Below are 21,134 nucleotides of genomic sequence, written 5' to 3' on the forward strand. Positions count from 1 at the left end.
TGCAGCTTTCGGCAAGTCTGGCGAAACGCTAAAGGCAGTACTTATGTCTGCTTCGGCGCCACGCCCAAAACATCGTTCGTTTCTGCTCCTGCGCGAGCATTACATCCTGCGCCAGCTTTTTCTGGGGCTGGTTGGAATCACGAGCGGTGCGATCGCCCTGATCTGGCTTATGCAATCGCTGCGCTTCGTTTCTCTGGTGGTAGATCGTGGGCTGTCACTCAGGGTATTCCTGCAGCTTACATCGCTGATGATCCCTTCCTTTCTGGCTGTGATCCTGCCGATCACGACCTTTCTGGTCATCCTGTTCGGCTATCAGCGCATGTCCGGCGATCGGGAGCTGACCGTCATGCAGGCTGCAGGACTGTCGCCGTTCCAGCTTGCCCGACCGGCCATGGCCTGCGCCCTGATCACGGCCATACTGGGCTATATCCTCAATCTGTGGCTCGTCCCGGTCTCCTATCACGCCTTCAGGCGTTATGAATTCGAGATCCGAAACCGCATGGCCGCCTTCCTTCTTCAGGACGGTGTTTTCGCCCAGCTGTCGAAAGACATGACCGTCTATGTGCGCAAACGCGATCGCGACGGCCAGATGCATGGCGTGTTCGTCGAGGACGATCGCCAGCCGACAGCGCGCGCCACGATCATCGCCGAACGCGGAACGATGGTCGTTGTCGATAATCAGCCACGCGTGGTGTTGTTCAACGGGTCGCGTCAGGAAATCGATCACCACACGGGGCGCCTCAATGTCCTGACGTTCGACCGCAACTCGATCGATCTGTCGAGCAGCAAACAGGCGGATACCGAAGTGCGCGATGCCTCGGAAATGTCACTCTCGGAGTTGTTTCATCCCGACCCACGTCTCGTCTCGCAACGCGACTGGGGAAAATTCGCCGTCGAGGGATGGCGACGCCTGACATCACCACTCACAACGCTGTCTTTTTCCATGATCGCCCTTGTGGCTGTGCTGAGCGGTGCCTTTTCGCGTCACGGCAATATCAAACGACCGATGGCCGCCATTCTCTCCGTAGTCGGGTTGATGGCCATGTCACTCATGCTCCAGAATCTGGCAGGACGTAATCTCGCCCTTGTTCCGCTGCTCTGGGCAGTCGCCATTCTGCCCGCCATAGGCTGTGCAGTCTGGCTGTTCCTGCCCAGAGGGCGGTTTGCAGGACGAAAGACCAATCATGGCGCGTAAAGCTCTCTCCCTGTTCAAGGGATCGTCAGCAGGGGTCTCCGTCACGCTGTCGCTCTATATCTCGCGTATCTTCACCCTGTTTTCGCTCGCGATGATCGCGGCACTGACCGGCCTCGTCTCGCTTTTCGATTTCATCGATCTGCTGAGACGCGTTGCAACAAAACCGGATGTACCGACCAGCCTTGTGACGGAAATTGCAGGGCTTCATGTGCCGTATTTCATGATCATGATCATGCCGTTCGGCATATTGCTTGGCGGCATTGTCTGTTTCTGGCGGCTCACGCGTTCCTCCGAGCTGATCGTCGCGCGCGCGGCGGGTATTTCGGCATGGCAGTTCCTGGCTGCGCCACTGGCCTGCGCCCTTCTGATGGGGGCGTTCGGCACCATGGCGCTGTCGCCTCTGTCGTCCTCCATGTTCCGCAAAGCCGAGTTGCTGGACGAGGCCTATCTCAAGACAGGCGGCGGTCCGCTCTCACTCAATGGGGGGGCCCTGTGGCTGCGACAGCTCGATGACGAGGGCGGCGGACAAGGCGTTGCCATTCTCCATGCCCGTCATGTCTTTCTGAAAGAAGGCCATCTGCGCATCAACGACATCAGCATTTTCCGTCTGGATGCGCATGATCAGCTCGTGGTGCGTATCGAAGCGCCAAAAGGCGAACTGGTCGAGGGCGCATGGAAGCTCGAAGACGCGGCAACAGTGCGGCCCAATCATCTGCCCTTGCATATCGGTGATTATCTTCTGCCGACCAATCTTTCGCTTCGTCGTGTCGAACAGAGCTTTGCTTCGCCCGATACGCTGTCGATCTGGTCCCTGCCCGGGTTCATTCATCTTCTCGAACGTTCCGGTTTTTCCTCCATACGGCATCGACTGCACTTCCAGACTCTGTTAGCTCTTCCGATCCTGTGCGGTACGATGGCACTCGTCTCGGCCGGCTTCTCGATGCGTCCTTCGCGACGCGGTGGCGTGGCGCGAATGCTGGGCTCGGGAATCGCCGCGGGCTTCGCGCTATTCACCATCTCGAAGGTGGCGGCGCAATTTGGTGAATCTGGTGCGTTGCCGCCTGTCATGGCGGCATGGGCACCGACTGGCGCGGGTCTTTGCTTGGCGGTAGCCTTGCTTCTGCATCTGGAGGATGGTTGATGTCGAAACGGCGCGTGGCGCATCAAAGGCGCAGGTCCTGGCTTGCCGCCTCCATGCTGGCAGGCAGTGCGACGTTCGGCGCTATGCCCGAGGCCGATGCAACGATGCAGCGCCAGACGGGCCCGAAAGTTGCCGTGGGCAAGCCTTCATCGCAATCCGACCCCGTCACCTATCTGGCCGATAACGAGAGCTATACCAGGAGCGGCGTCGCGACCTGGACGGGCAATGTGCAGGTCTGGCAGGGCGAACATGCTCTGCGCGCCGACAAGATCGTATTCGACCGCAATACCGGCGTCATGACGGCTTCGGGTCATGTCGCCATGGTCGAGCCCGATGGCAGCACGAGCTTTGCCGATTACGTCGAACTCAGCAATGGCATGCATGACGGCATTGCGCGCGGCATTTTCGTGCGCATGGAAGACAATGCCAAGCTTGCGGCCAACGGCATGAGACGCACGAACGGCAAGATCAATGACATGACCAAGGCCGTGTATACGGCCTGCGAGATCTGCGCCAAGGACCCGTCGCGCCCACCCTTCTGGCAACTGCGCGCCTATAACGCGACGCAGGATGCCGAACACAAGCGTATCGAGTTCAGTCATGCCTACCTCGACATGCTCGGTCTGCCGATCGTGTATCTCCCGATCTTCTCGATGACCGATCCGAGCGTGAAGCGTCAGAGCGGTTTTCTTATGCCGGGCATCAACCCGCATGACCGCTATCTCGGCACGTATTTCACCATCCCCTATTTCTGGGCCATCGACGATCAGCAGGATCTGACGGTCCAGGGGCTCGTCTCGACCCGTACCGGCCCGCAGATCAGCGGCCAGTACAGAAACCAGCTCAATTTCGGCAAGATCAACTTCACCGGAGGCGTGGCATACAGCACACGCAAGGAAGGCAGTTACGTCAACACCTTCGGTAATACGGTGAGTGGCACGAACGATAACGGCATACAGGGTTATGTACGTGGCGGCGCTGTGTTCGATCTTGACGACCACTGGCGTGCGGGCGCGAATGTGAACCTGGCCTCATCGGCCAACTACATGCGCGACTACCGCATTACCGGTTACGGTAACGAAACGCTGGCGTCGAACGCCTATATCGATGGGTTCGGTGTCGGGTCGTACACACGTCTTGACGGGCAGTTCTATCAGGGCCTCAACCAGGGCGTTATCCGCAACTCGAACCTGCCGTTCGTCCTGCCGCGCTTTACCTATGCCTTTCAGGGCGAGACCGATCCGCTGGGCGGCACGTTCTCCCTGAGCACGAACGACTTCAACGTCTATCGTCCCGAAGGCACGCGCGACCAGCGTGGACAGATCCAGATGAACTGGAACCGCCCGTTCCATAACGTTCTGGGCCAGATCTGGCTTCTGACGGCGCGTCTGGATGCCACGGTCTATCAGGCGAGCCATCTGACGGAACAGCCGACCTACTATACCGATACAGGCACGCACACGACCGGATGGGTACTGCCGACCGTTGCGTTGAAAATGAACTGGCCGTTCATGCGCAGCTTTGCCCATGGCCATGGTTCGCAGATTCTCGAACCCATCGTGCAGGCAATTGCTGCACCCAATATGGGCAACAGCGCCACACGCATGATCCCGAATGAAGACTCGCTTCAGTACGAGTTTACCGACAGCACGCTGTTCTCGCTCAACCGCTATACCGGCACAGATCGTCTGGATGGCGGCTTACGCGGCAATGTGGGTGTTCACGGCAACTGGACCTGGCGCGGCCATGTGGTCGATTTTCTGGTGGGTGAGAGCATCCAGCAGCACGTTACCCAGAACCGCATCGCCTATTCGGGGCTGTCGCATCACCTCTCCTCGCCTGTCGCGCGTGTGCGCGTCAGCCCCAACCAGTATCTCGATCTGACTGCGCGCGGCCGCTACGATCCCTGGCGCAAGAAATTCGACTACGGTGAAGGTCTGGTCAGCGTCGGTGTTCCGGTATTTCATGTAAATGCAGGCTATATCTACGAGCCGGTCACCCCCTATTACTTCTATGCCACGAATTATCGTCTGAACGGGCCGACGCAGGTTTATTATACCCCGACGAACGAAGTGACTGCAGGCGTTTCGACCGCCTACAAGCAGTATCACGCATCGGTCTATGGGCGTCGTTCGCTGTCACGTCATGAATTCGTCAGTCTCGGTGGCGATATCGGCTATTCGAATGACTGCTTCGGCTTGGACATCCTTGCGATCAAGCAATATACCTCGATCGGTGGGCAGCAGCGTAATACGACTGTGCTGTTCAACCTCACTTTCAAGACGATCGGTACCTTCGGAATCAATGGCTGACGGACGCGCAATGACCCTTTCCGCCCCCTTCCTTCGGGCTGCCCCGCAGGCCGGCTCCTCCCGGTCCTTGCGTGCGATGCTTCTGGGCTTTGCAACCTGCCTCGCCTTGCCCGCGCTTGCCGCTCAGGCAGCGCCTGCGCATCATGCCCAGCGCGCGCATCCCGGTCATGGCAGCGTCGCTCCGGCCGCCATTCCGCCAGAGGATGCCATTCTCGGCACCATCAACGGTCAGGTTCTGACCGAGCGCGATGTCGATAACCGCGGCAAGCTGTTCGCCCTGTCGACCGGGCTCAATATCAGCCCCGATCTGATGCAGCGCCTGCGTCCGCAGATCATTCGCCAGCTGGTCGATGAGCGCATCAAGACGCAGGAAATCCTCAAGCGTCACATCAATGTCGAGCCACAGCAGATTGCGCAGGCGATCAACAACATCGAAGCGCGCAATGGCATGCCCAAGAATGCCCTGCGCGACCGCCTGGCTCAGGATGGCGTGTCCCTCACGACGCTGATCGACCAGATACGCGTGCAGATCGGCTGGATGCAGGTGCTTCGCGAAGAGATTTCCGGACGTGGACGTATCACGGCACGCGAGATCGCCCAGCGCGAGGAGGCACTACGCGCCGAAGAAGGCCGCCCGCAGTATAATGTGAGCGAGATCTTCATTCCCGTGGCCGATCCGCGCCACTCGGAGGCAGAGCTCGAATTTACCAAGACAATCATCACCCAGCTGCGCAACGGGGCACCCTTCCCGATCGTGGCAGCCCAGTTCTCGCAGGCACAGACAGCGCTCGACGGCGGTACGATGGGCTGGGTGCAGGAAGACAGCCTCGACCCGCCCGTGGTCGATATCGTGCGCCAGATGCCGATCGGAGCCATTTCGAACCCGGTCAAGGTGGCAGGCGGTTATGTCATCGTCACGGTGAACGGCAAGCGTACCATCGGTCATCAGAACGTCACCATGGTGAGCGTGCGTCAGGCCTTTTTCCCGTTCTCGTCGCCGCTTAACCCGCAGGCACCGACCGATCAGCAGAAGCTCACCCTGCAAAAAGCCACCGCTGCGGCCCAGTCGATCCATGGTTGCGATGCCATGGAGGCGCTCAATCATTCCCTAGGCGAGAAGCATCCATCCGATCCGGGTGGTCAGCTGGTTCTGGAACGCCTGAACCCGCAGATGCGGCAGGTGCTGTCCGAACTGCCGATCGGTCAGTCAAGCCGACCGCTCGTTTCGGCTGACGGTATCGCCCTTCTGGTCGTCTGCACAAAGGGACAGAAGAATATCGCCCAGCAGAGCCCGAGCGAGATTGCGGACAGCCTGATGAATGAACGCGTCGAACAGGCGTCACGTCAGCTCGAACGCGACCTCGAACGCCGTTCGGTCATCGAGATGCGCAAGGACGACAAGGCTGCGCCCGTCAAGACGACAGCAGATGACAGCGACGAAGACGCGCCTGCTGGCAAGACCGTGAACAAAAAGCCCCAGGGCAAGTCGCACGACAAAGCGGCATCCGATCAGGGATGACGCTTCCTTCCCTGCGCGATGCGATACGCATCCACGGTCTCGACGCCAAAAAATCTTTCGGGCAGCATTTCCTTCTCGATCCGGGCATTGTGGCCCGGATCGCCTCACTCGCCGGCGATATGACCGGCCGTCATGTGGTTGAAATCGGTCCCGGACCGGGGGGACTGACGCGCGCACTCCTCGATACCAAGGCAGAATCGGTCTACGCGGTCGAGATCGATCAGCGCGCCTGGCCGCTACTCGACGAGCTCGTGGCCCATGCCGGGGGCAGACTGCATCTGGTCAAGGCCGACGCAACGACTCTCGACTGTGCCACGCTGACCCCGGCACCGCGCAAGATCGTCGCCAATCTTCCGTATAATGTCGGCACGCCTCTTCTGATCGCATGGCTGCGTCAGGCGGCATCGTGGGAACGTCTGACGCTCATGTTCCAGCTTGAGGTAGCAGAACGTATCTGTGCGGCACCTGACACTTCTGCCTATGGACGGCTTGGCGTGCTGGCCCAGTGGTGTGCGAGCTGCAATGTGGTCATGAAAGTGCCTGCGGGCGCGTTCTCTCCTCCGCCCAAGGTCGAGTCGGCTGTGGTCGACCTCGTACCCAGGGCTGATCAGCCCTCCCCTGCGCTGTTCAAGGCCATGGAACATGTGACGCATCTTGCCTTCGGGCAGAGGCGTAAAATGCTTCGTGCCTCACTGCGACCCATCGGTGGTGAAGCTCTGCTTGAAAAAGCCGGTATTGTCGCGACGCGCCGTGCCGAAACGCTGACGGTTGAAGAATTTGCAACCTTGGCTTCGCTGGTTTGTCGTCAGAACTGAGGGCAGCCACCCTTGCAACGGACAGAACAAAGGCCCATATAGGACCCAGGCAGGTGCTTTTACCTGGGACTGATGGCGCATGTGGCGTCTTATCCAGCTTGGTAAAAGCATGTTGCACGCATAATTCTTCTGCGTGACTGCCGTACTATCAAGGAGCCTCGTTATGGCAACAGGCACCGTCAAGTGGTTCAACTCAACAAAGGGTTTCGGCTTCATCAAGCCGGATGCCGGTGGCGACGATGTGTTCGTGCACATTTCAGCTGTTGAAAAGGCCAATCTCCCCACCCTGAACGATGGCCAGGCCGTTTCCTACGAAACGGAAGTTGGACGCAATGGCAAGACTTCAGCGGTTTCGCTCAAGGTCTCCTGAGCCTGCTGGCGCGATAAGCTCCTAAGCAAGCTGAAAAAGCTGCCCCAACCGGGCAGCTTTTTTTTATGTCTGCTCCCCGGCATAGCGGGCCGGAGCTACCCCTCCCGGCAGAGATAGTCACGCGTCAGTGGCACGGCGTTGATATCCGGCGTCAGCTGAAGCTGGAAATTCATATGTCCCTGCAGGCGGAATGAAAGCTCGGCACCCACAAGATAGAATTCGAACATCCTGCAGAAGCGCTCATCGTATAGCGCCTTGATCTTTTCGCGATTGGCAGCGAAACGCTCGCGCCACAGCTTGATCGTCTTGGCATAATGCAGTCTGAGGATCTCGCAATCGGCCACCCATAGCCCCGCACGTTCGACGGAGGGAATGACCTCGCTCAGGGCCGGAGAATAACCACCGGGGAAGATATATTTGTTGATCCACGGATTGGTCGATCCCGGGCCGTCCATGCGTCCGATCGAATGGATCAGGGCCACACCATCCGGCTTGAGCACACGCCGTACCGTACGGAAAAACGTGTCGTACTGACCGATTCCGACATGCTCGAACATGCCAACGGATACGATACGGTCGAATGAACGGTTCAGCTTGCGGTAATCCAGCAGCTGGAACTGTACCTGTCCCTCCAGACCGGCAGCTCTGGCACGCTCGCGAGCGACCTGCAGCTGCTCCTGCGACAAGGTGATACCGGTGACCTTCGCCCCATATTCCTTCGCCAGTGTGAGGGCCATACCACCCCAGCCGCAGCCTATGTCGAGCACTTCGAGTCCCGGACGATCAAGCAGGAGCTTGGCGGCGATATGGTGTTTCTTGGCCCGTTGCGCTTCCTCCAGGCTCATGTCATCCGAGGTGAAATAAGCGCAGGAATACTGGCGATCCTCATCCAGAAAGAGGTCGTAAAGAGCGCCATTGAGGTCGTAATGGTGAGCCACATTGCGGCGCGAGCGCCTTTGGCTGTTCCATTGGCGGAAAAACCGTGTGACGAAACGCGCCTTTTCCTCGATCCGGTTGAGAAGGTGGTGATTGTCCTGAATGTTGAGCATGAGCACGCCCAGCACGTCCTCAAGCGTACAATCGACGGCGACGATATCGCCATCCATCCATCCCTCGCCAAAAGCGAGTCCGGAGTTCAGCATGAGCGCCTTGAGCGCCTTATCGGTCCGGACATGGATCGTGGCGCTGGGGCCGGGCTGCCTGCCTTTGTAATGACGCTTGGATCCGTCAGGGAGAATGACATCGAGTGCACCGGCACTGATGAAATGTTTCAGGATCCGGTCCAACAGGAAAATCATGGTTCGTCCCAGTCTTTTGTCTTTAAGTTCAGGTATTTGAACGTCCAAAAGAGCGGGCCGTCAACCGGCGCAGGCAAAACAAAACCCGGCAGTCAGAGACTGCCGGGTTTTGCATTCAATCGCAGGGCGATGCGTCTTTTCAGACAGCGGCGCCTTCGACTTCACCTGCGGTCTCGGACTCTTCGCCCTCGACTTCGGTTTCGAGAACGTACTCGTCCTCTTCAGCGACGATGGCTTCGCCACGTGCCTGACGCTCGGCTTCTTCTTCCGAACGGGCGACGTTGACTGTCACCGGGATCGACACTTCCGGGTGGAGAGCCACGCGGGCCTCGACCAGACCCAGCAGCTTGATCGGCTCAGCCAGAACGACCTGGTTGCGGCTGACGGTCAGGCCAGCAGCCGTTACGGCCATGGCGATGTCGCGTGTCGTCACGGAGCCGTACAGGCTGCCGCTGTCACCAGCCTGACGGATGATGACGACGCTCAGGCCATGCATACGCTCGGCAAGGCGCTCGGCCTCTTCACGACGCTTGAGGTTCTGGGCCTCAAGCTGCGCACGCTCGGTCTCGAAGCGCTGACGGTTCTGGGCGTTGGCGCGGAGCGCCTTGCCCTGCGGCAGCAGGAAGTTACGGGCATAGCCGGGCTTGACGCGGACGATATCGCCCATCTGGCCCAGATGCTCAACGCGCTGCAGCAGGATGACTTCAGTCTGTGACATGCCTGTCTCCTCAGTTCATCACGTAGGGGAGCAGGGCAAGGAAACGGGCGCGCTTGATCGCCTGTGCCAGCTCACGCTGCTTCTTGGCCGAAACCGCCGTGATGCGGCTCGGAACGATCTTGCCGCGCTCGGAGAGGAAGCGGCTCAGCAGACGCACGTCCTTGTAGTCGATCTTCGGCGCGTTGGGGCCGGAGAACGGGCAGGACTTGCGGCGGCGATAGAACGGACGACGGGCGCCGACGGCAATGCGACGGGCGGCCGGGTTGATTTCGTTGGTGTTCTCGTCAGACATCGCGATTACTCCGCATCCATCTCTGCGCCCTCACGGGCGCGGTATTCTTCACGGTCATCGCTACGACGGCCGCCACGTCCGCTGTCGAAACGACCAGCAGGCTTGGAGTTGCCACCACGGAAATTGCCGCGATCGCCACGATCGTCGCCCTTGCGGGACAGGATCGGAGACGGGTCCTGGGTGATTTCCTCAACGCGCAGCGTGAGAACGCGCAGAACGTCTTCGTTCAGGCTCAGCTGACGCTCCAGTTCGCGGATCTGGTCCGGACGGGCATTCAGACCGAGAAGGACGTAATGGCCCTTGCGGTTCTTCTTGATGCGGTATGCGAGTGAACGCAGACCCCAGAATTCGCGCTTCTCGATGGAACCGCCATCCTGGGTGAGGAGGGTTTCGATCTGCTCGACGATGGTTTCGACCTGCGCCTGCGAGATATCGTTACGTGCAATGAGCACGCTTTCGTACAACGGCATATGAGCTCCCTTCGGATTGCTTCAACCCAACCATCCAACCGGGACCGGTCGGATCAGCGCCTCTTCCACAAGGCTCGGGTATAGCCGGGACGATGCCTTCGTCCGGCAGGGAAAGGCGGGGTAAAGCACATACGTCCATGCAGGGGCAAGAGTTTTCCCGTATTTTCGTGCTCGGCTTGCCAAAAGAACGACCTCGTATCTCGCGACCCCGCTCCGGAGCTCAGTCTTTCGACGCCATCAGGTGTGCAGGAAAGACCAGGCCAAGATCGTTCGGCACGGCCCAGTGTTCCTGCTCCACCATGACCGGCACGAAGCCCGCAGCCTTGTAGGTGGGCAGCGCATTGGGATGATCGGCGGTGCAGGTATTGACGCGCAGCACGCGCGTTTCTTTCTGCCAGGCATAACGAATGGCCTGTTCGAGCAGCTTTCGCCCGAGCCCCTTGCCCTGCGCAGCGGGTACGAGGCCCAGATAGGACAGGTAAGGCGTTTCAGGCTTGTGCAGGTCGAGTTCGAAAAAACCGGCGACGCCATCCGGCCCCATGAGGCGCCAGATCTGGGTACGTGACGAACCGATGATATGCTGCAGCGACTCTGCCGACATCATATAGCGCATCCACCAGCAATGCGGCGCACCGACGAGGCGATAGAGCGCAAGATACGCGGCACTGTCGGGATACCAGCGAGACAGGCTGTACCCCTCGGGCCAGAATACGCGGCCCGGCGGCGGTGGCCTGAGGCGTTCGAGGAACGTCACGTCAACCGTTATCCCGGTTGTCGGACGCTCCGGAACGACCTTGAGCCACCTGTCCATGATCGGGTAACGCCGATCAGTTATCGTCTAGGAACGAACGCAGCTTGCGGCTGCGGCTCGGGTGCTTGAGCTTGCGAAGCGCCTTCGCCTCGATCTGACGGATACGCTCACGGGTCACGTTGAACTGCTGCCCAACCTCCTCGAGCGTATGATCGGTATTCATGCCGATACCGAAGCGCATGCGCAGCACGCGTTCTTCACGCGGCGTGAGCGAAGCCAGAACGCGCGTCGTGGCTTCACGCAGATTGGTCTGGATCGCGGCATCGAGCGGAATGACCGCCGTCTTGTCCTCGATGAAATCACCCAGATGGCTATCTTCCTCGTCGCCGATCGGCGTTTCGAGAGAGATAGGCTCCTTGGCGATCTTGAGCACCTTGCGCACTTTCTCAAGCGGCATGCCAAGCTTCTCTGCCAGTTCCTCGGGCGCGGGCTCGCGACCGATTTCATGCAGCATCTGACGTGAGGTGCGCACCAGCTTGTTGATCGTCTCGATCATATGCACCGGAATACGAATGGTGCGTGCCTGATCGGCAATCGAGCGCGTGATGGCCTGACGGATCCACCACGTGGCATAGGTCGAGAACTTGTAGCCGCGGCGGTACTCGAACTTGTCGACAGCCTTCATGAGGCCGATATTGCCTTCCTGAATCAGATCCAGAAACTGCAGGCCACGATTGGTGTATTTCTTGGCAATCGAAATCACGAGACGCAGATTAGCCTCGATCATTTCCTTCTTGGCGCGCGTCGTATCGCGCTCGCCACGCGAAACCACCGCGTAGACGCGACGGAATTCGCCCACCGGCAATCCAGTGCTATGCGCCAGATCGGCCACCTGATTGCGCAGGTCGATAATCTGCTCGGCATAGCGCGTAGTAAAGTTCTTCCAGGACTTGCCTGTCAGGGCCGAAACCGAGGCGAGCCAGTTGGGGTCGAGTTCGTAGCCGCGATATTTCTGCAGGAAGTCGTCACGCGACACACGGCAGCTTTCGGCCATGCGCAGCATGCGCCCTTCGAGATTGTTCAGGCGCTGGAACTGGACCTTGAGCTGCGTCACAAGCTCTTCGATGCGATTGTTGTGCAGATGGACCTGCTCAACCATCTTCACCAGTTCGGTGCGCAGCGTCTCATATTCCGCTTCGGATGAGTTGCTGGTTTCCGCACCGCTGGTCAGCATCTCGATACGACGGACCTGAAGCGCACGCAGCGTATCGTAGAGCGGTTCGATGGCTTCGAAATGCGCCAGAATTTCAGGCTTCAGCTTTTCTTCGAGCGCAGAGAGAGACAGACCGGAGTTCTCCGTGTCTCCGCCCTCTTCGTTCGCGGGCTCTTCATCGAGGTTGTCGTCGTTTTCCTCGGCGTTCTCGCTCTCTGCAGTTTCCTCTTCCGAAGGACCGCCCTGCATGGCTTCAAGATCGACGATGTCGCGCAGCAACATCTCGCCTTCCTTGAGCTTGTCATGCCAGGAGATGATGGCGCGGAACGTCAGCGGGCTTTCGCACAGGCCGCCGATCATCTCGTCGCGACCGGCTTCGATGCGCTTGGCGATGGCAATTTCGCCTTCGCGCGACAGCAGCTCGACCGAGCCCATCTCGCGCAGATACATGCGCACCGGGTCGTCGGTACGTCCGGCGCTTTCGCTGACGTTGCCTGTCGGAGATTCCTCGGACTCTTCGGCCTCTTCCTTTTCCTCGGCCTTTTCCTCGGCCTCGTCGGAGTCCTCGTTTTCCTCGTTCTCGACGACCTGGATCCCCATTTCGGAGAAGATCGCCATGATATCCTCAATCTGCTCGGAGGACATCTGGTCCTGCGGCAGAACGGCGTTCAGCTCATCGAAGGTGATATGGCCGCGCTCACGTCCCTTGGCGATGAGCCGCTTGACCGCACCGGACTGCGTGTCGAGGACATTGGTATCGCCGTCCTGGTCCTGCGCGTTCCGCTCCGTTCCCGTGGCTGCTTTCGTCGCCATACCCTACTCCCTGCATCCGCACGCCCTATCGAACGCCACGCTTAAAACCAGCCATGGAAGAAACGCGCATACCCAGCGCTCTGCACACACAGAGCGCCGACCGGCCCGTCAGCCTGTGGGCTGACCTTTCTTCCAACTGCGATCCACCAGCGCTCGCGCCAGCAATTTCGGCATCGTGCAGGTGGGCGATCCAGGACACGAAGTCAAGGGCGACAGCCTTTCTTTTCGATTCGTTAAGCGCAGAGCATCACTCTGCGTCATCTCCGGCTTCACCCCGTTTCAGACGCTCCAGCGTATTGAGTCGCACCAGCAATGCCTCAGGCAGGCCCTCGAGCGCGGGATTGGCGAGAGCCGCCTGCATATCCTGCTCGACCTCACGCTTGAAGGCAGGAAAATTCACCAGCCCGAAGAAGTGCCACCATTGATGAATGGGGTCGAGACTGAACAGACCGCCTTTTTCCGACTGCGCAGGAGGAACGAGATTGTGGGCCAGCAAGAGCCGCACTTCTTCCCCCAACCCCTCATTCTCGAGTGCCGCAAGACATGCCTCCTCCGTAAGTGCGTCCGAGGAGGAAAGGTCTGCAAACCAGTCCAGCACGCCATCGCGTATATCATCGAGCGGGTGCGGCAATTCCAGTCGGCCGAACGGATCCTCGATCTCGGGCAGAAGTGCCGGATAACGCAGCACCAGCACCGTCAGCAGACGCAAACGCTCGATGGCGCCCGTCTCCACAGTCCCGCCCCGATTGACGGAGTTCGCGCCCGCTTGCGGGAAACGCCCGGCCTCGCTGCGCCCCAGCCCGCCACGCCCGAAACCACCGCGCCCTTTGGCCGCCCCACGACGGGACGACGCAAAGAAGCGATCCATCAGGGCACGGCGATATTCCGATGCCAGATCCTTGTCGGCAATCAGGGCTGCCGAGGCTTCGAGGCGCTTTTTCAGGGCCGCGCGCTGCTCCGGCACATCATGCTGCACCCCGGACTGCATGAGCTGGAAAAGCTCTTCCGCAAGCGAGGTCGCACCATCGAGCACGCGATTCATGGCCGAGGGGCCATCACGACGGATCAGACTATCGGGATCGTCTTTAGGGTCGAGCCTGCAGAATTTCAGACTGCGCTCAGGGGTGAGAAGCGGCAGGGCGATCTCTGCCACACGCAACGCTGCGCGCGCGCCTGCCGCATCGCCGTCGAGACATAATATGGGGTGGGATGCCTCCCGCCACAGCAATTCGAGCTGTTCGACCCCCATTGCCGTTCCAAGCGGCGCGACAGCGGCTTCGAACCCGGCCTGAGCGAGCGCGATCACGTCCATATAGCCTTCGGCCACAACCAGACGCTGCGCAGGATCCCTGAGGGCTGCACGTGCCTGATCGAGATTGTAAAGAGCGCGACGCTTGGAGAACAGGGCCGTCTCAGGACCGTTGACATATTTGGGCTGGGCGTCGCCAAGCGTACGCCCACCGAAGGAAATCAGGCGACCGCGACGATCGCGTATGGGGAACATCACACGCGAAAAGAACAGCTCGCCCTTGGGCATGCCGCGCTCATCGACGCGCATGAGCCCAGCCTGCACCAGCTGCTCGGTCTCGATCCCCTTGCCGCGCAAGGCTTCGACAAGCGCCCCCCGCCCCTCACCTGCCCAACCGAGACCGAAACGCTCGATCGTGGCATCGGTCAGACCGCGCCGCCTCAGATAGGCCAGGGCCTGACGGCCCTCAGATGCATAGAGAGCCTGACGATACACGGTCTGAACGGCTTCGAGCACATCGCCAAGCGAGCGCGCCTCCTGGGCACGTGCCTCCTGACGCGGGTCCTGGCGCGGCATATCGAGCCCGGCTTCATTGGCCAGCTGCTCGACCGCCTCGGGAAAGCTGCGCCCCTCGCTTTGCATGACGAAGGAAATGACATCGCCATGCACACCGCAACCGAAGCAGTGGAAGTGATCGTCATAGACATAGAAAGATGGCGTCTTTTCCCCATGGAAGGGGCAGCATGCCTTCCAGTTGCGGCCTGAACGGCTGAGCTTGGTCCGTCGCCCGATAACCGCCGCTATGGGAGTACGGGCACGCAGCTCATCCAGAAAACCGGGGTCTAACGCCATCTTCAGAGCTTACCTCAGGACAGGCGCGCTTTGACGACAGGGTTCACGCGCCCCATGTCGAGGGCTGAGCCGAACTTCGCCTTGAGCACACCCATCACCTTGCCCATTTCCTTCATGCTGGTCGCGCCCGCCTCTGCTATGGCAGCGTCGATTTCGGCATTGAGTGTGGCGTCGTCCATTTCGGGCGGGAGATAGGCCCTGATTGTCTCGATCTCGGCCTCTTCCTTTTCCGCCAGCTCGGGACGGCCACCCTCGCGATACATGGTGGCAGATTCGGTGCGCGACTTGATCATGCTGCGCAGCATGGGAAGGATATCCTCGTCACCGATTTCCTTGCCATTGGCGCGCGCCGCCACATCCAGATCCTTGATTCGGGCCGTAATGCCGCGGATCTGGGCCACGCGATCCATTTCCTTCGCCTTCATGGCCGTCTTCAGATCGTTCGAGATCGTCTCTCTCAGGGACATTGCTTTTCCTCTCTGTGGCTCGCCCGCCCCGAAATTGGGAATGTTTTTCCCACTCTCAGAACAGTTCTCAGGGAGTGGGAAAAAACTTCCCAATCCTTTCTCAAACGCCTATCTAGCATCAAGACCACGAGCGTCCGAGAGAAAAGGACGGGAGGATACGCATGGACATCGAAGAGATCATCGAGAAGGCAGGCGGTGCAGAGGCACTGGCCAGCCTTACCGGCGTCGGCACCGAGGCCATCCGCAAATGGCGGCAGTCGCGCGCCATTCCCGGCAAGCACTGGGCGGCGCTGCTGCGCCTGCCCGGCATTTCCCTTTCGGACCTCGATCCGCAGACGCCTCAGGAGGAAAATCCGACCATGATAGAGACCTGCCCTGAAGGTGCCAACGCGGCCCTTGTTCTTGCCGACGGTACCGTCTTGTGGGGTGTCGGCTTCGGCGCGCACACCGATGGTGCCGCCATTGGCGAGCTTTGCTTCAATACCGGCATGACCGGCTATCAGGAAACGCTCACCGATCCGTCTTTTGCCGGTCAGATCGTAACCTTCACTTTTCCCCATATCGGCAATGTCGGCACGAATGCCGAGGATGACGAGGCCCAGCGCGTGGCCGCACGCGGTGTGGTGGTCAAGGAAGACGTGACACTGCCTGCCAACTGGCGCGCCACCGAAAAGCTGGCACAGTGGATGATCGGCCATAATCTGCCGGGCATTGCAGGCATCGATACACGCCTGATCACCCGTCGCCTGCGCGATGGCGGCCCCCAGACGGCTGTTCTTGCTTTCCCGAAAGATCGCCAGTTCGATCTCGCCGCCCTGCGTGCCCAGGCCGTTTCATGGCCGGGGCTGGAAGGCATGGATCTGGCCAAGGACGTGACCTGCAGCCAGAGCTTCACCTGGGATCTGGGCGTTTGGCAGAAGCCTGCCGTAGAGCGCAGCACGCGCCGTCGTGTGGTGGCGGTCGATTACGGCGCCAAGCGCAACATCCTGCGCTGCCTTGTCACCGCAGGCTGCGACGTGACCGTGGTGCCTGCGACCGCAACGGCGGAAGAGATCCTGCGCCACAACCCGGAAGGCGTGTTCCTTTCCAACGGTCCCGGCGATCCGGCTGCAACCGGCGTTTATGCCGTGCCTGCCATCAAGGGCGTGCTGGATGCGAATATTCCCGTTTTCGGGATCTGCCTCGGCCATCAGCTTCTGGCGCAGGCACTGGGAGCAAAAACCTACAAGCTCGAGCGCGGCCATCGCGGCGCCAACCAGCCGGTCAAGGATCTCGCTTCGGGTCGCGTGGAAATCACCAGCCAGAATCACGGCTTTGCAGTCGATGACAAATCCCTGCCTGAAGACGTGATCATCACCCATACCAGCCTGTTCGACGGCTCGAACGAGGGCATACGCAGCACGAAGCTGGACGCCTTCTCGGTTCAGTATCACCCCGAGGCCAGCCCTGGCCCGTCGGATTCATTCTATCTTTTCGAGCGTTTCGTCGCGCTCATGGACAAGAAGGCAGCCTGATCCATGCCGAAACGTACAGATATCTCGTCGATCCTCATCATCGGCGCCGGCCCCATCGTGATCGGTCAGGCCTGCGAATTCGACTATTCCGGCACACAGGCCTGCAAGGCACTGAAAGAGGAAGGCTATCGCGTCATCCTCATCAACTCCAACCCGGCCACGATCATGACCGATCCGGGTCTGGCCGATGCCACCTATGTCGAGCCGATCACCCCGGAATTCGTCGAGCGCATCATCCTCAAGGAAAAGCCCGACGCCGTTCTGCCGACAATGGGCGGACAGACGGCGCTGAACGCCGCCATGGCGCTCGACAAGTCGGGTTTCCTCAAGAAGCATAATGTCGAGCTGATCGGTGCCAATGCCGAAGTCATCGACCGCGCCGAGGACCGTCAGAAATTCCGCGAAGCGATGGACGAAATTGGTGTGGAATCCCCACGCAGCACCATCGCCCATACGCTTGAAGAAGCCCGTGCGGCACTTGATACGGTCGGCCTGCCCGCCATTATCCGCCCCTCCTTCACCATGGGTGGCGCCGGTGGCGGCATTGCCTATAACCGTGAGGAATTCGACCAGATCGTCGCTGGCGGTCTCGATGCCTCCCCCACGACCGAGGTTCTGATCGAGGAATCCGTGCTGGGCTGGAAGGAATTCGAGATGGAGGTCGTCCGCGACAAGGCGGATAACTGCATCATCGTCTGCTCCATCGAGAATATCGATCCGATGGGCGTGCATACCGGTGACTCCATCACCGTTGCCCCGGCCCTGACGCTGACCGACAAGGAGTATCAGAAGCTCCGCGATATCTCGATTGCCTGTCTGCGCAAGATCGGTGTCGAAACCGGCGGGTCGAACGTGCAGTTCGGTATCAATCCCGAAGACGGCCGTATCGTCGTTATCGAGATGAACCCGCGCGTGTCGCGTTCCTCGGCGCTGGCCTCGAAAGCCACAGGTTTCCCCATCGCCAAGATCGCGGCCAAGCTGGCCGTGGGCTACACGCTGGACGAACTCGCCAACGACATCACCGGCACGACACCCGCCAGTTTCGAGCCGACCATCGATTATGTCGTGGTCAAGATCCCGCGCTTCACCTTCGAGAAATTCCCCGGCGCCCCCGCCCTGCTGTCGACTTCGATGAAGTCGGTGGGCGAAGCCATGTCGGTGGGTCGTTCCTTCGCAGAGGCCCTGCAGAAGGGTCTGCGCTCGATGGAAACCGGGCTGACAGGACTCGACCCCGTCGAAGCACCGGGCGATGGCTCGCTCGACGCCTATCGCGCCGCGCTTTCCGAGCCGCGCCCGGAGCGTATTCTCATGGCCGCACAGGCCATGCGTGCCGGGCTCTCGCTGGAAGATATCAACGCGGCCTGCCGTTTCGAGCCGTGGTTCCTGCGCCAGCTGCACGACCTGATCGTGACCGAAAACGAAATTGCGGCCAATGGTCTGCCCAAGGATGCCCGCAACCTGCGTCGTATCAAGGCGCAGGGCTTCTCCGATCGCCAGCTTGCCCGTCTGACGGGTCGGAGCGTCGAGGACGTTGCCGCATTCCGCCTCGGTCTGGGCGTCACCCCCGCTTACAAGCGTATCGACACCTGCGCGGGTGAATTTGCCTCCGATACGCCCTATCTCTACTCGACCTATGAAGGCGGGTTCGGTGTGCCGGAATGCGAAAGCCGCCCCACCGACCGGAAGAAGATCGTCATTCTCGGTGGCGGTCCGAACCGTATCGGCCAGGGTATCGAGTTCGATTACTGCTGCGTTCATGCTGCCTATGCGCTGCGTGAAGCCGGGTTCGAGACCATTATGGTCAACTGCAACCCCGAGACCGTCTCGACCGATTACGACACCTCGGACCGTCTCTATTTCGAACCGCTGACCGATGAGGATGTGATTTCGCTCATCCGCACCGAGCAGGCCGGTGGCGAAATTCTGGGCTGTATCGTGCAGTATGGCGGCCAGACCCCGCTCAAGCTGTCACGCGCGCTCGAAGCGGCGAGCATTCCGCTGCTCGGCACACCAGCCGATGCGATCGACCGCGCGGAAGACCGCGAGCGCTTCCAGGCGCTGCTGCGCAAGCTCGGCCTGCGCCAGCCGGAAAATGGCATTGCCCGCACGCCTGCCGAAGCCGAAGCCGTGGCAGAAAAAGTGGGCTATCCCGTCGTGGTTCGCCCGTCCTATGTGCTGGGCGGCCGGGCTATGGAGATCGTGTACGATCCGGCAGGGCTGCAGCGTTATCTGCGCAACACGCTGGTCCTGGCCGGGGCTGAGGTCTCGTCCGGGCCGATCCTGCTCGACCGCTACCTGAACGACGCCATCGAAGCCGACGTGGACTGCATCTGCGACGGTCAGGACGTGTATGTCGCAGGGGTCATGGAGCATATCGAAGAAGCCGGCATCCATTCCGGTGACTCCGCCTGCTCGCTGCCGCCCTACACCCTCTCCCCCGCCATCGTGACCGAACTGAAAGCACAGACGGAAGCCATGGCGCGCGAGCTGGGCATTGTGGGCCTGATGAACGTGCAGTACGCCATCAAGGACTCGGAAGTCTTCGTGCTCGAAGTCAACCCGCGTGCCTCGCGTACGGTGCCCTTCGTCGCCAAGGCGACCGGTGTGCCGGTGGCCAAGATCGGCGCCTGCGTCATGGCCGGTGCCAAGCTTTCGAGCTTCAAGCTCGATGGCGATGCCATTGCACCACATGTCGCGGTCAAGGAAGCCGTCTTCCCGTTCCATCGCTTTGCCGACACCGACACCATTCTCGGTCCGGAAATGCGCTCGACAGGTGAGGTTATCGGCCTCGACAGCAGCTTCGAGCGTGCTTTTGCCAAATCCCAGCTCGCTGCCGGCGTGGTGCTTCCCCAGTCGGGTGCTGTCCTGCTTTCGGTCCGTGACGGTCACAAGACGCAGGTTCAGGCTCTTGGCCGCAAGCTGATCGAGATGGGCTTCAGCATTCTCGCCACACGCGGCACGGCAGCCCGCCTTGAAGAGGCAGGCATTCCCGTCAAGCGTGTGAACAAGGTGCTGGAAGGCCGTCCGAACTGCGTGGATGCCATCCGCTCCGGCGATGTGCAGCTTGTCATCAACACGGCGCAGGGTGCACAGGCCGTACGCGACAGCTTCGATATCCGTCGCTCCTCGCTGCTCGGCGGTGTACCGCACTTCACCACGCTTGCCGGGGCGCGCGCGGCCATCTACGCCATCTCCGCCATCAAGGATGGCGGTTTGGATGTGGCGCCGCTTCAGTCCTACTTCAAACGCGCGTTCTGACGCGAAGAGCTTTCCCCCACCCGGCCGTCATAGCCGGGCGGGGGTTCGCTGCGGCTCTGCCACCACGCCGGGACAAAGTTTACCCTTTTCATCCATACGTCCATGGTCTCATGCGCTCGCACCCATTACGTCGGAATAATGGGTTACCGGAGAGCGACCGTTCTTTGGCGGGTCACCGGGCAGAGCCCTGAAACCCCCGTTCAATACGATCAACTCTGCATAAATCAGGCTCGCCTTTTCAGGCCTGCCTTGAATTCACCCCACGGAAGACCTAGTTTATCTGATCGAATTGCGGGCTGGGATTGTCCCATGTCCGGCTTTGCCCCGTGCAGGGCCCCGGGATGATGTGTCCCGAGGCTCTGCGCGTGGGCCAAACTCGTTTTGGGGAATGCGCTGTGCAGAAGATTCCGATGACCGGTGAAGGTTTGACCCGTCTAGAAGATGAACTGCGTCGGCTGAAAAGCGAAGATCGTCCGGCCGTCATCCGTGCGATTGCCGAAGCACGCGCACATGGCGATCTTTCGGAAAATGCCGAGTATCACGCGGCACGCGACCGTCAGTCCTTCATCGAGGGGCGCGTTCTCGAGCTCGAAGAGCTGATTTCAACTGCGGAAGTCATCGATCCTTCGCAGCTTTCAGGCGATACCGTGAAATTCGGCGCCCATGTCGAACTCGTGGATGAGGAAACAGACAAGGAAAGCAGCTATCAGATCGTGGGTGTCCATGAAGCCGATATCAAGCTTGGCCGTCTTTCCGTTTCCTCTCCGCTCGCCAAGGCCCTTATCGGCAAGTCGGTGGGAGACAGCGTGACCGTGCCGACGCCCGGTGGCGACAAGAGCTACGAAATCCTGACCGTCACTTTCAAGTAAGCGGAACAGATTCGGGAC

At 60.2% G+C, this 21,134-nt stretch carries 17 protein-coding genes; 9 read left to right on the forward strand and 8 right to left on the reverse strand.

Going from position 1 to position 21,134, the window contains the following annotated elements; all coding sequences use genetic code 11:
- Window positions 1–43 precede the first annotated feature (43 nt).
- From lptF to NF685_RS04430, 6 genes are all read left to right on the forward strand, one after another.
- Entirely contained in the window at window positions 44–1,195 is a 1,152-nt protein-coding gene (lptF, locus tag NF685_RS04405) for an LPS export ABC transporter permease LptF (RefSeq protein ID WP_252848737.1), read from the forward strand.
- The gene (gene lptG, locus NF685_RS04410; protein WP_252848738.1) at window positions 1,185–2,336 is read left to right on the forward strand and encodes an LPS export ABC transporter permease LptG; all 1,152 of its coding nucleotides are present in this window, start codon (window positions 1,185–1,187) and stop codon (window positions 2,334–2,336) included. The genes lptF and lptG overlap by 11 nt, the downstream gene beginning before the upstream one ends.
- Window positions 2,336–4,648, forward strand: a complete 2,313-nt coding sequence (locus NF685_RS04415; RefSeq protein WP_252848739.1) for an LPS-assembly protein LptD — start codon at window positions 2,336–2,338, stop codon at window positions 4,646–4,648. The genes lptG and NF685_RS04415 overlap by 1 nt, the downstream gene beginning before the upstream one ends.
- Window positions 4,649–4,658: 10 nt before the next feature.
- Complete coding sequence (locus NF685_RS04420) at window positions 4,659–6,167, forward strand: peptidylprolyl isomerase (RefSeq protein ID WP_373317804.1); 1,509 nt, start codon at window positions 4,659–4,661, stop codon at window positions 6,165–6,167.
- On the forward strand, window positions 6,164–6,982 hold the full coding sequence (gene rsmA, locus NF685_RS04425; protein ID WP_252848740.1) for a 16S rRNA (adenine(1518)-N(6)/adenine(1519)-N(6))-dimethyltransferase RsmA: 819 nt from the start codon (window positions 6,164–6,166) through the stop codon (window positions 6,980–6,982). Before NF685_RS04420 ends, rsmA begins: the two co-directional genes overlap by 4 nt.
- Before the next feature lie 163 nt (window positions 6,983–7,145).
- Window positions 7,146–7,352 (forward strand): cold-shock protein, encoded by a 207-nt coding sequence (locus NF685_RS04430; RefSeq protein ID WP_222547986.1) that lies wholly within the window; start codon window positions 7,146–7,148, stop codon window positions 7,350–7,352.
- A 95-nt stretch (window positions 7,353–7,447) separates the two neighbouring features.
- Here NF685_RS04430 and NF685_RS04435 read toward each other — a convergent pair whose 3' ends face one another.
- From NF685_RS04435 to NF685_RS04470, 8 genes are all read right to left on the reverse strand, one after another.
- Complete coding sequence (locus NF685_RS04435; RefSeq protein ID WP_252848741.1) at window positions 7,448–8,650, reverse strand: SAM-dependent methyltransferase; 1,203 nt, start codon at window positions 8,648–8,650, stop codon at window positions 7,448–7,450.
- Window positions 8,651–8,789: 139 nt separating this feature from the next.
- Window positions 8,790–9,368, reverse strand: coding sequence for a 50S ribosomal protein L9 (gene rplI, locus NF685_RS04440; protein ID WP_222547988.1), 579 nt, complete (start codon window positions 9,366–9,368; stop codon window positions 8,790–8,792).
- 10 nt (window positions 9,369–9,378) lie between these two features.
- Complete coding sequence (gene rpsR / locus NF685_RS04445) at window positions 9,379–9,660, reverse strand: 30S ribosomal protein S18 (protein WP_023977644.1); 282 nt, start codon at window positions 9,658–9,660, stop codon at window positions 9,379–9,381.
- 5 nt (window positions 9,661–9,665) lie between these two features.
- Window positions 9,666–10,130 (reverse strand): 30S ribosomal protein S6, encoded by a 465-nt coding sequence (rpsF, locus tag NF685_RS04450; protein ID WP_252848742.1) that lies wholly within the window; start codon window positions 10,128–10,130, stop codon window positions 9,666–9,668.
- Window positions 10,131–10,350: 220 nt separating this feature from the next.
- Complete coding sequence (locus tag NF685_RS04455; RefSeq protein ID WP_252848743.1) at window positions 10,351–10,941, reverse strand: GNAT family N-acetyltransferase; 591 nt, start codon at window positions 10,939–10,941, stop codon at window positions 10,351–10,353.
- A gap of 16 nt (window positions 10,942–10,957) precedes the next feature.
- Entirely contained in the window at window positions 10,958–12,907 is a 1,950-nt protein-coding gene (rpoD, locus tag NF685_RS04460; protein ID WP_252848744.1) for an RNA polymerase sigma factor RpoD, read from the reverse strand.
- Between the two features lie 247 nt (window positions 12,908–13,154).
- The gene (gene dnaG, locus NF685_RS04465; RefSeq protein ID WP_252848745.1) at window positions 13,155–15,008 is read right to left on the reverse strand and encodes a DNA primase; all 1,854 of its coding nucleotides are present in this window, start codon (window positions 15,006–15,008) and stop codon (window positions 13,155–13,157) included.
- Between the two features lie 14 nt (window positions 15,009–15,022).
- Entirely contained in the window at window positions 15,023–15,475 is a 453-nt protein-coding gene (locus NF685_RS04470) for a GatB/YqeY domain-containing protein (protein ID WP_252848746.1), read from the reverse strand.
- A 155-nt stretch (window positions 15,476–15,630) separates the two neighbouring features.
- Between NF685_RS04470 and carA the strand changes: the two genes are divergently transcribed.
- The 3 genes from carA to greA all read left to right on the forward strand — a co-directional run bounded on the left by carA (window position 15,631) and on the right by greA (window position 21,116).
- Window positions 15,631–16,989, forward strand: coding sequence for a glutamine-hydrolyzing carbamoyl-phosphate synthase small subunit (gene carA / locus NF685_RS04475; protein WP_252848826.1), 1,359 nt, complete (start codon window positions 15,631–15,633; stop codon window positions 16,987–16,989).
- 3 nt (window positions 16,990–16,992) lie between these two features.
- Window positions 16,993–20,247, forward strand: coding sequence for a carbamoyl-phosphate synthase large subunit (carB, locus tag NF685_RS04480; protein ID WP_222547994.1), 3,255 nt, complete (start codon window positions 16,993–16,995; stop codon window positions 20,245–20,247).
- Window positions 20,248–20,642: 395 nt separating this feature from the next.
- Window positions 20,643–21,116, forward strand: a complete 474-nt coding sequence (greA, locus tag NF685_RS04485) for a transcription elongation factor GreA (RefSeq protein ID WP_252848747.1) — start codon at window positions 20,643–20,645, stop codon at window positions 21,114–21,116.
- The last annotated feature ends 18 nt before the right edge of the window (window positions 21,117–21,134 follow it).

Origin of the sequence: Asaia lannensis NBRC 102526, from assembly GCF_024054035.1 — a bacterium.
GTDB classification, from domain to species: domain Bacteria; phylum Pseudomonadota; class Alphaproteobacteria; order Acetobacterales; family Acetobacteraceae; genus Asaia; species Asaia lannensis.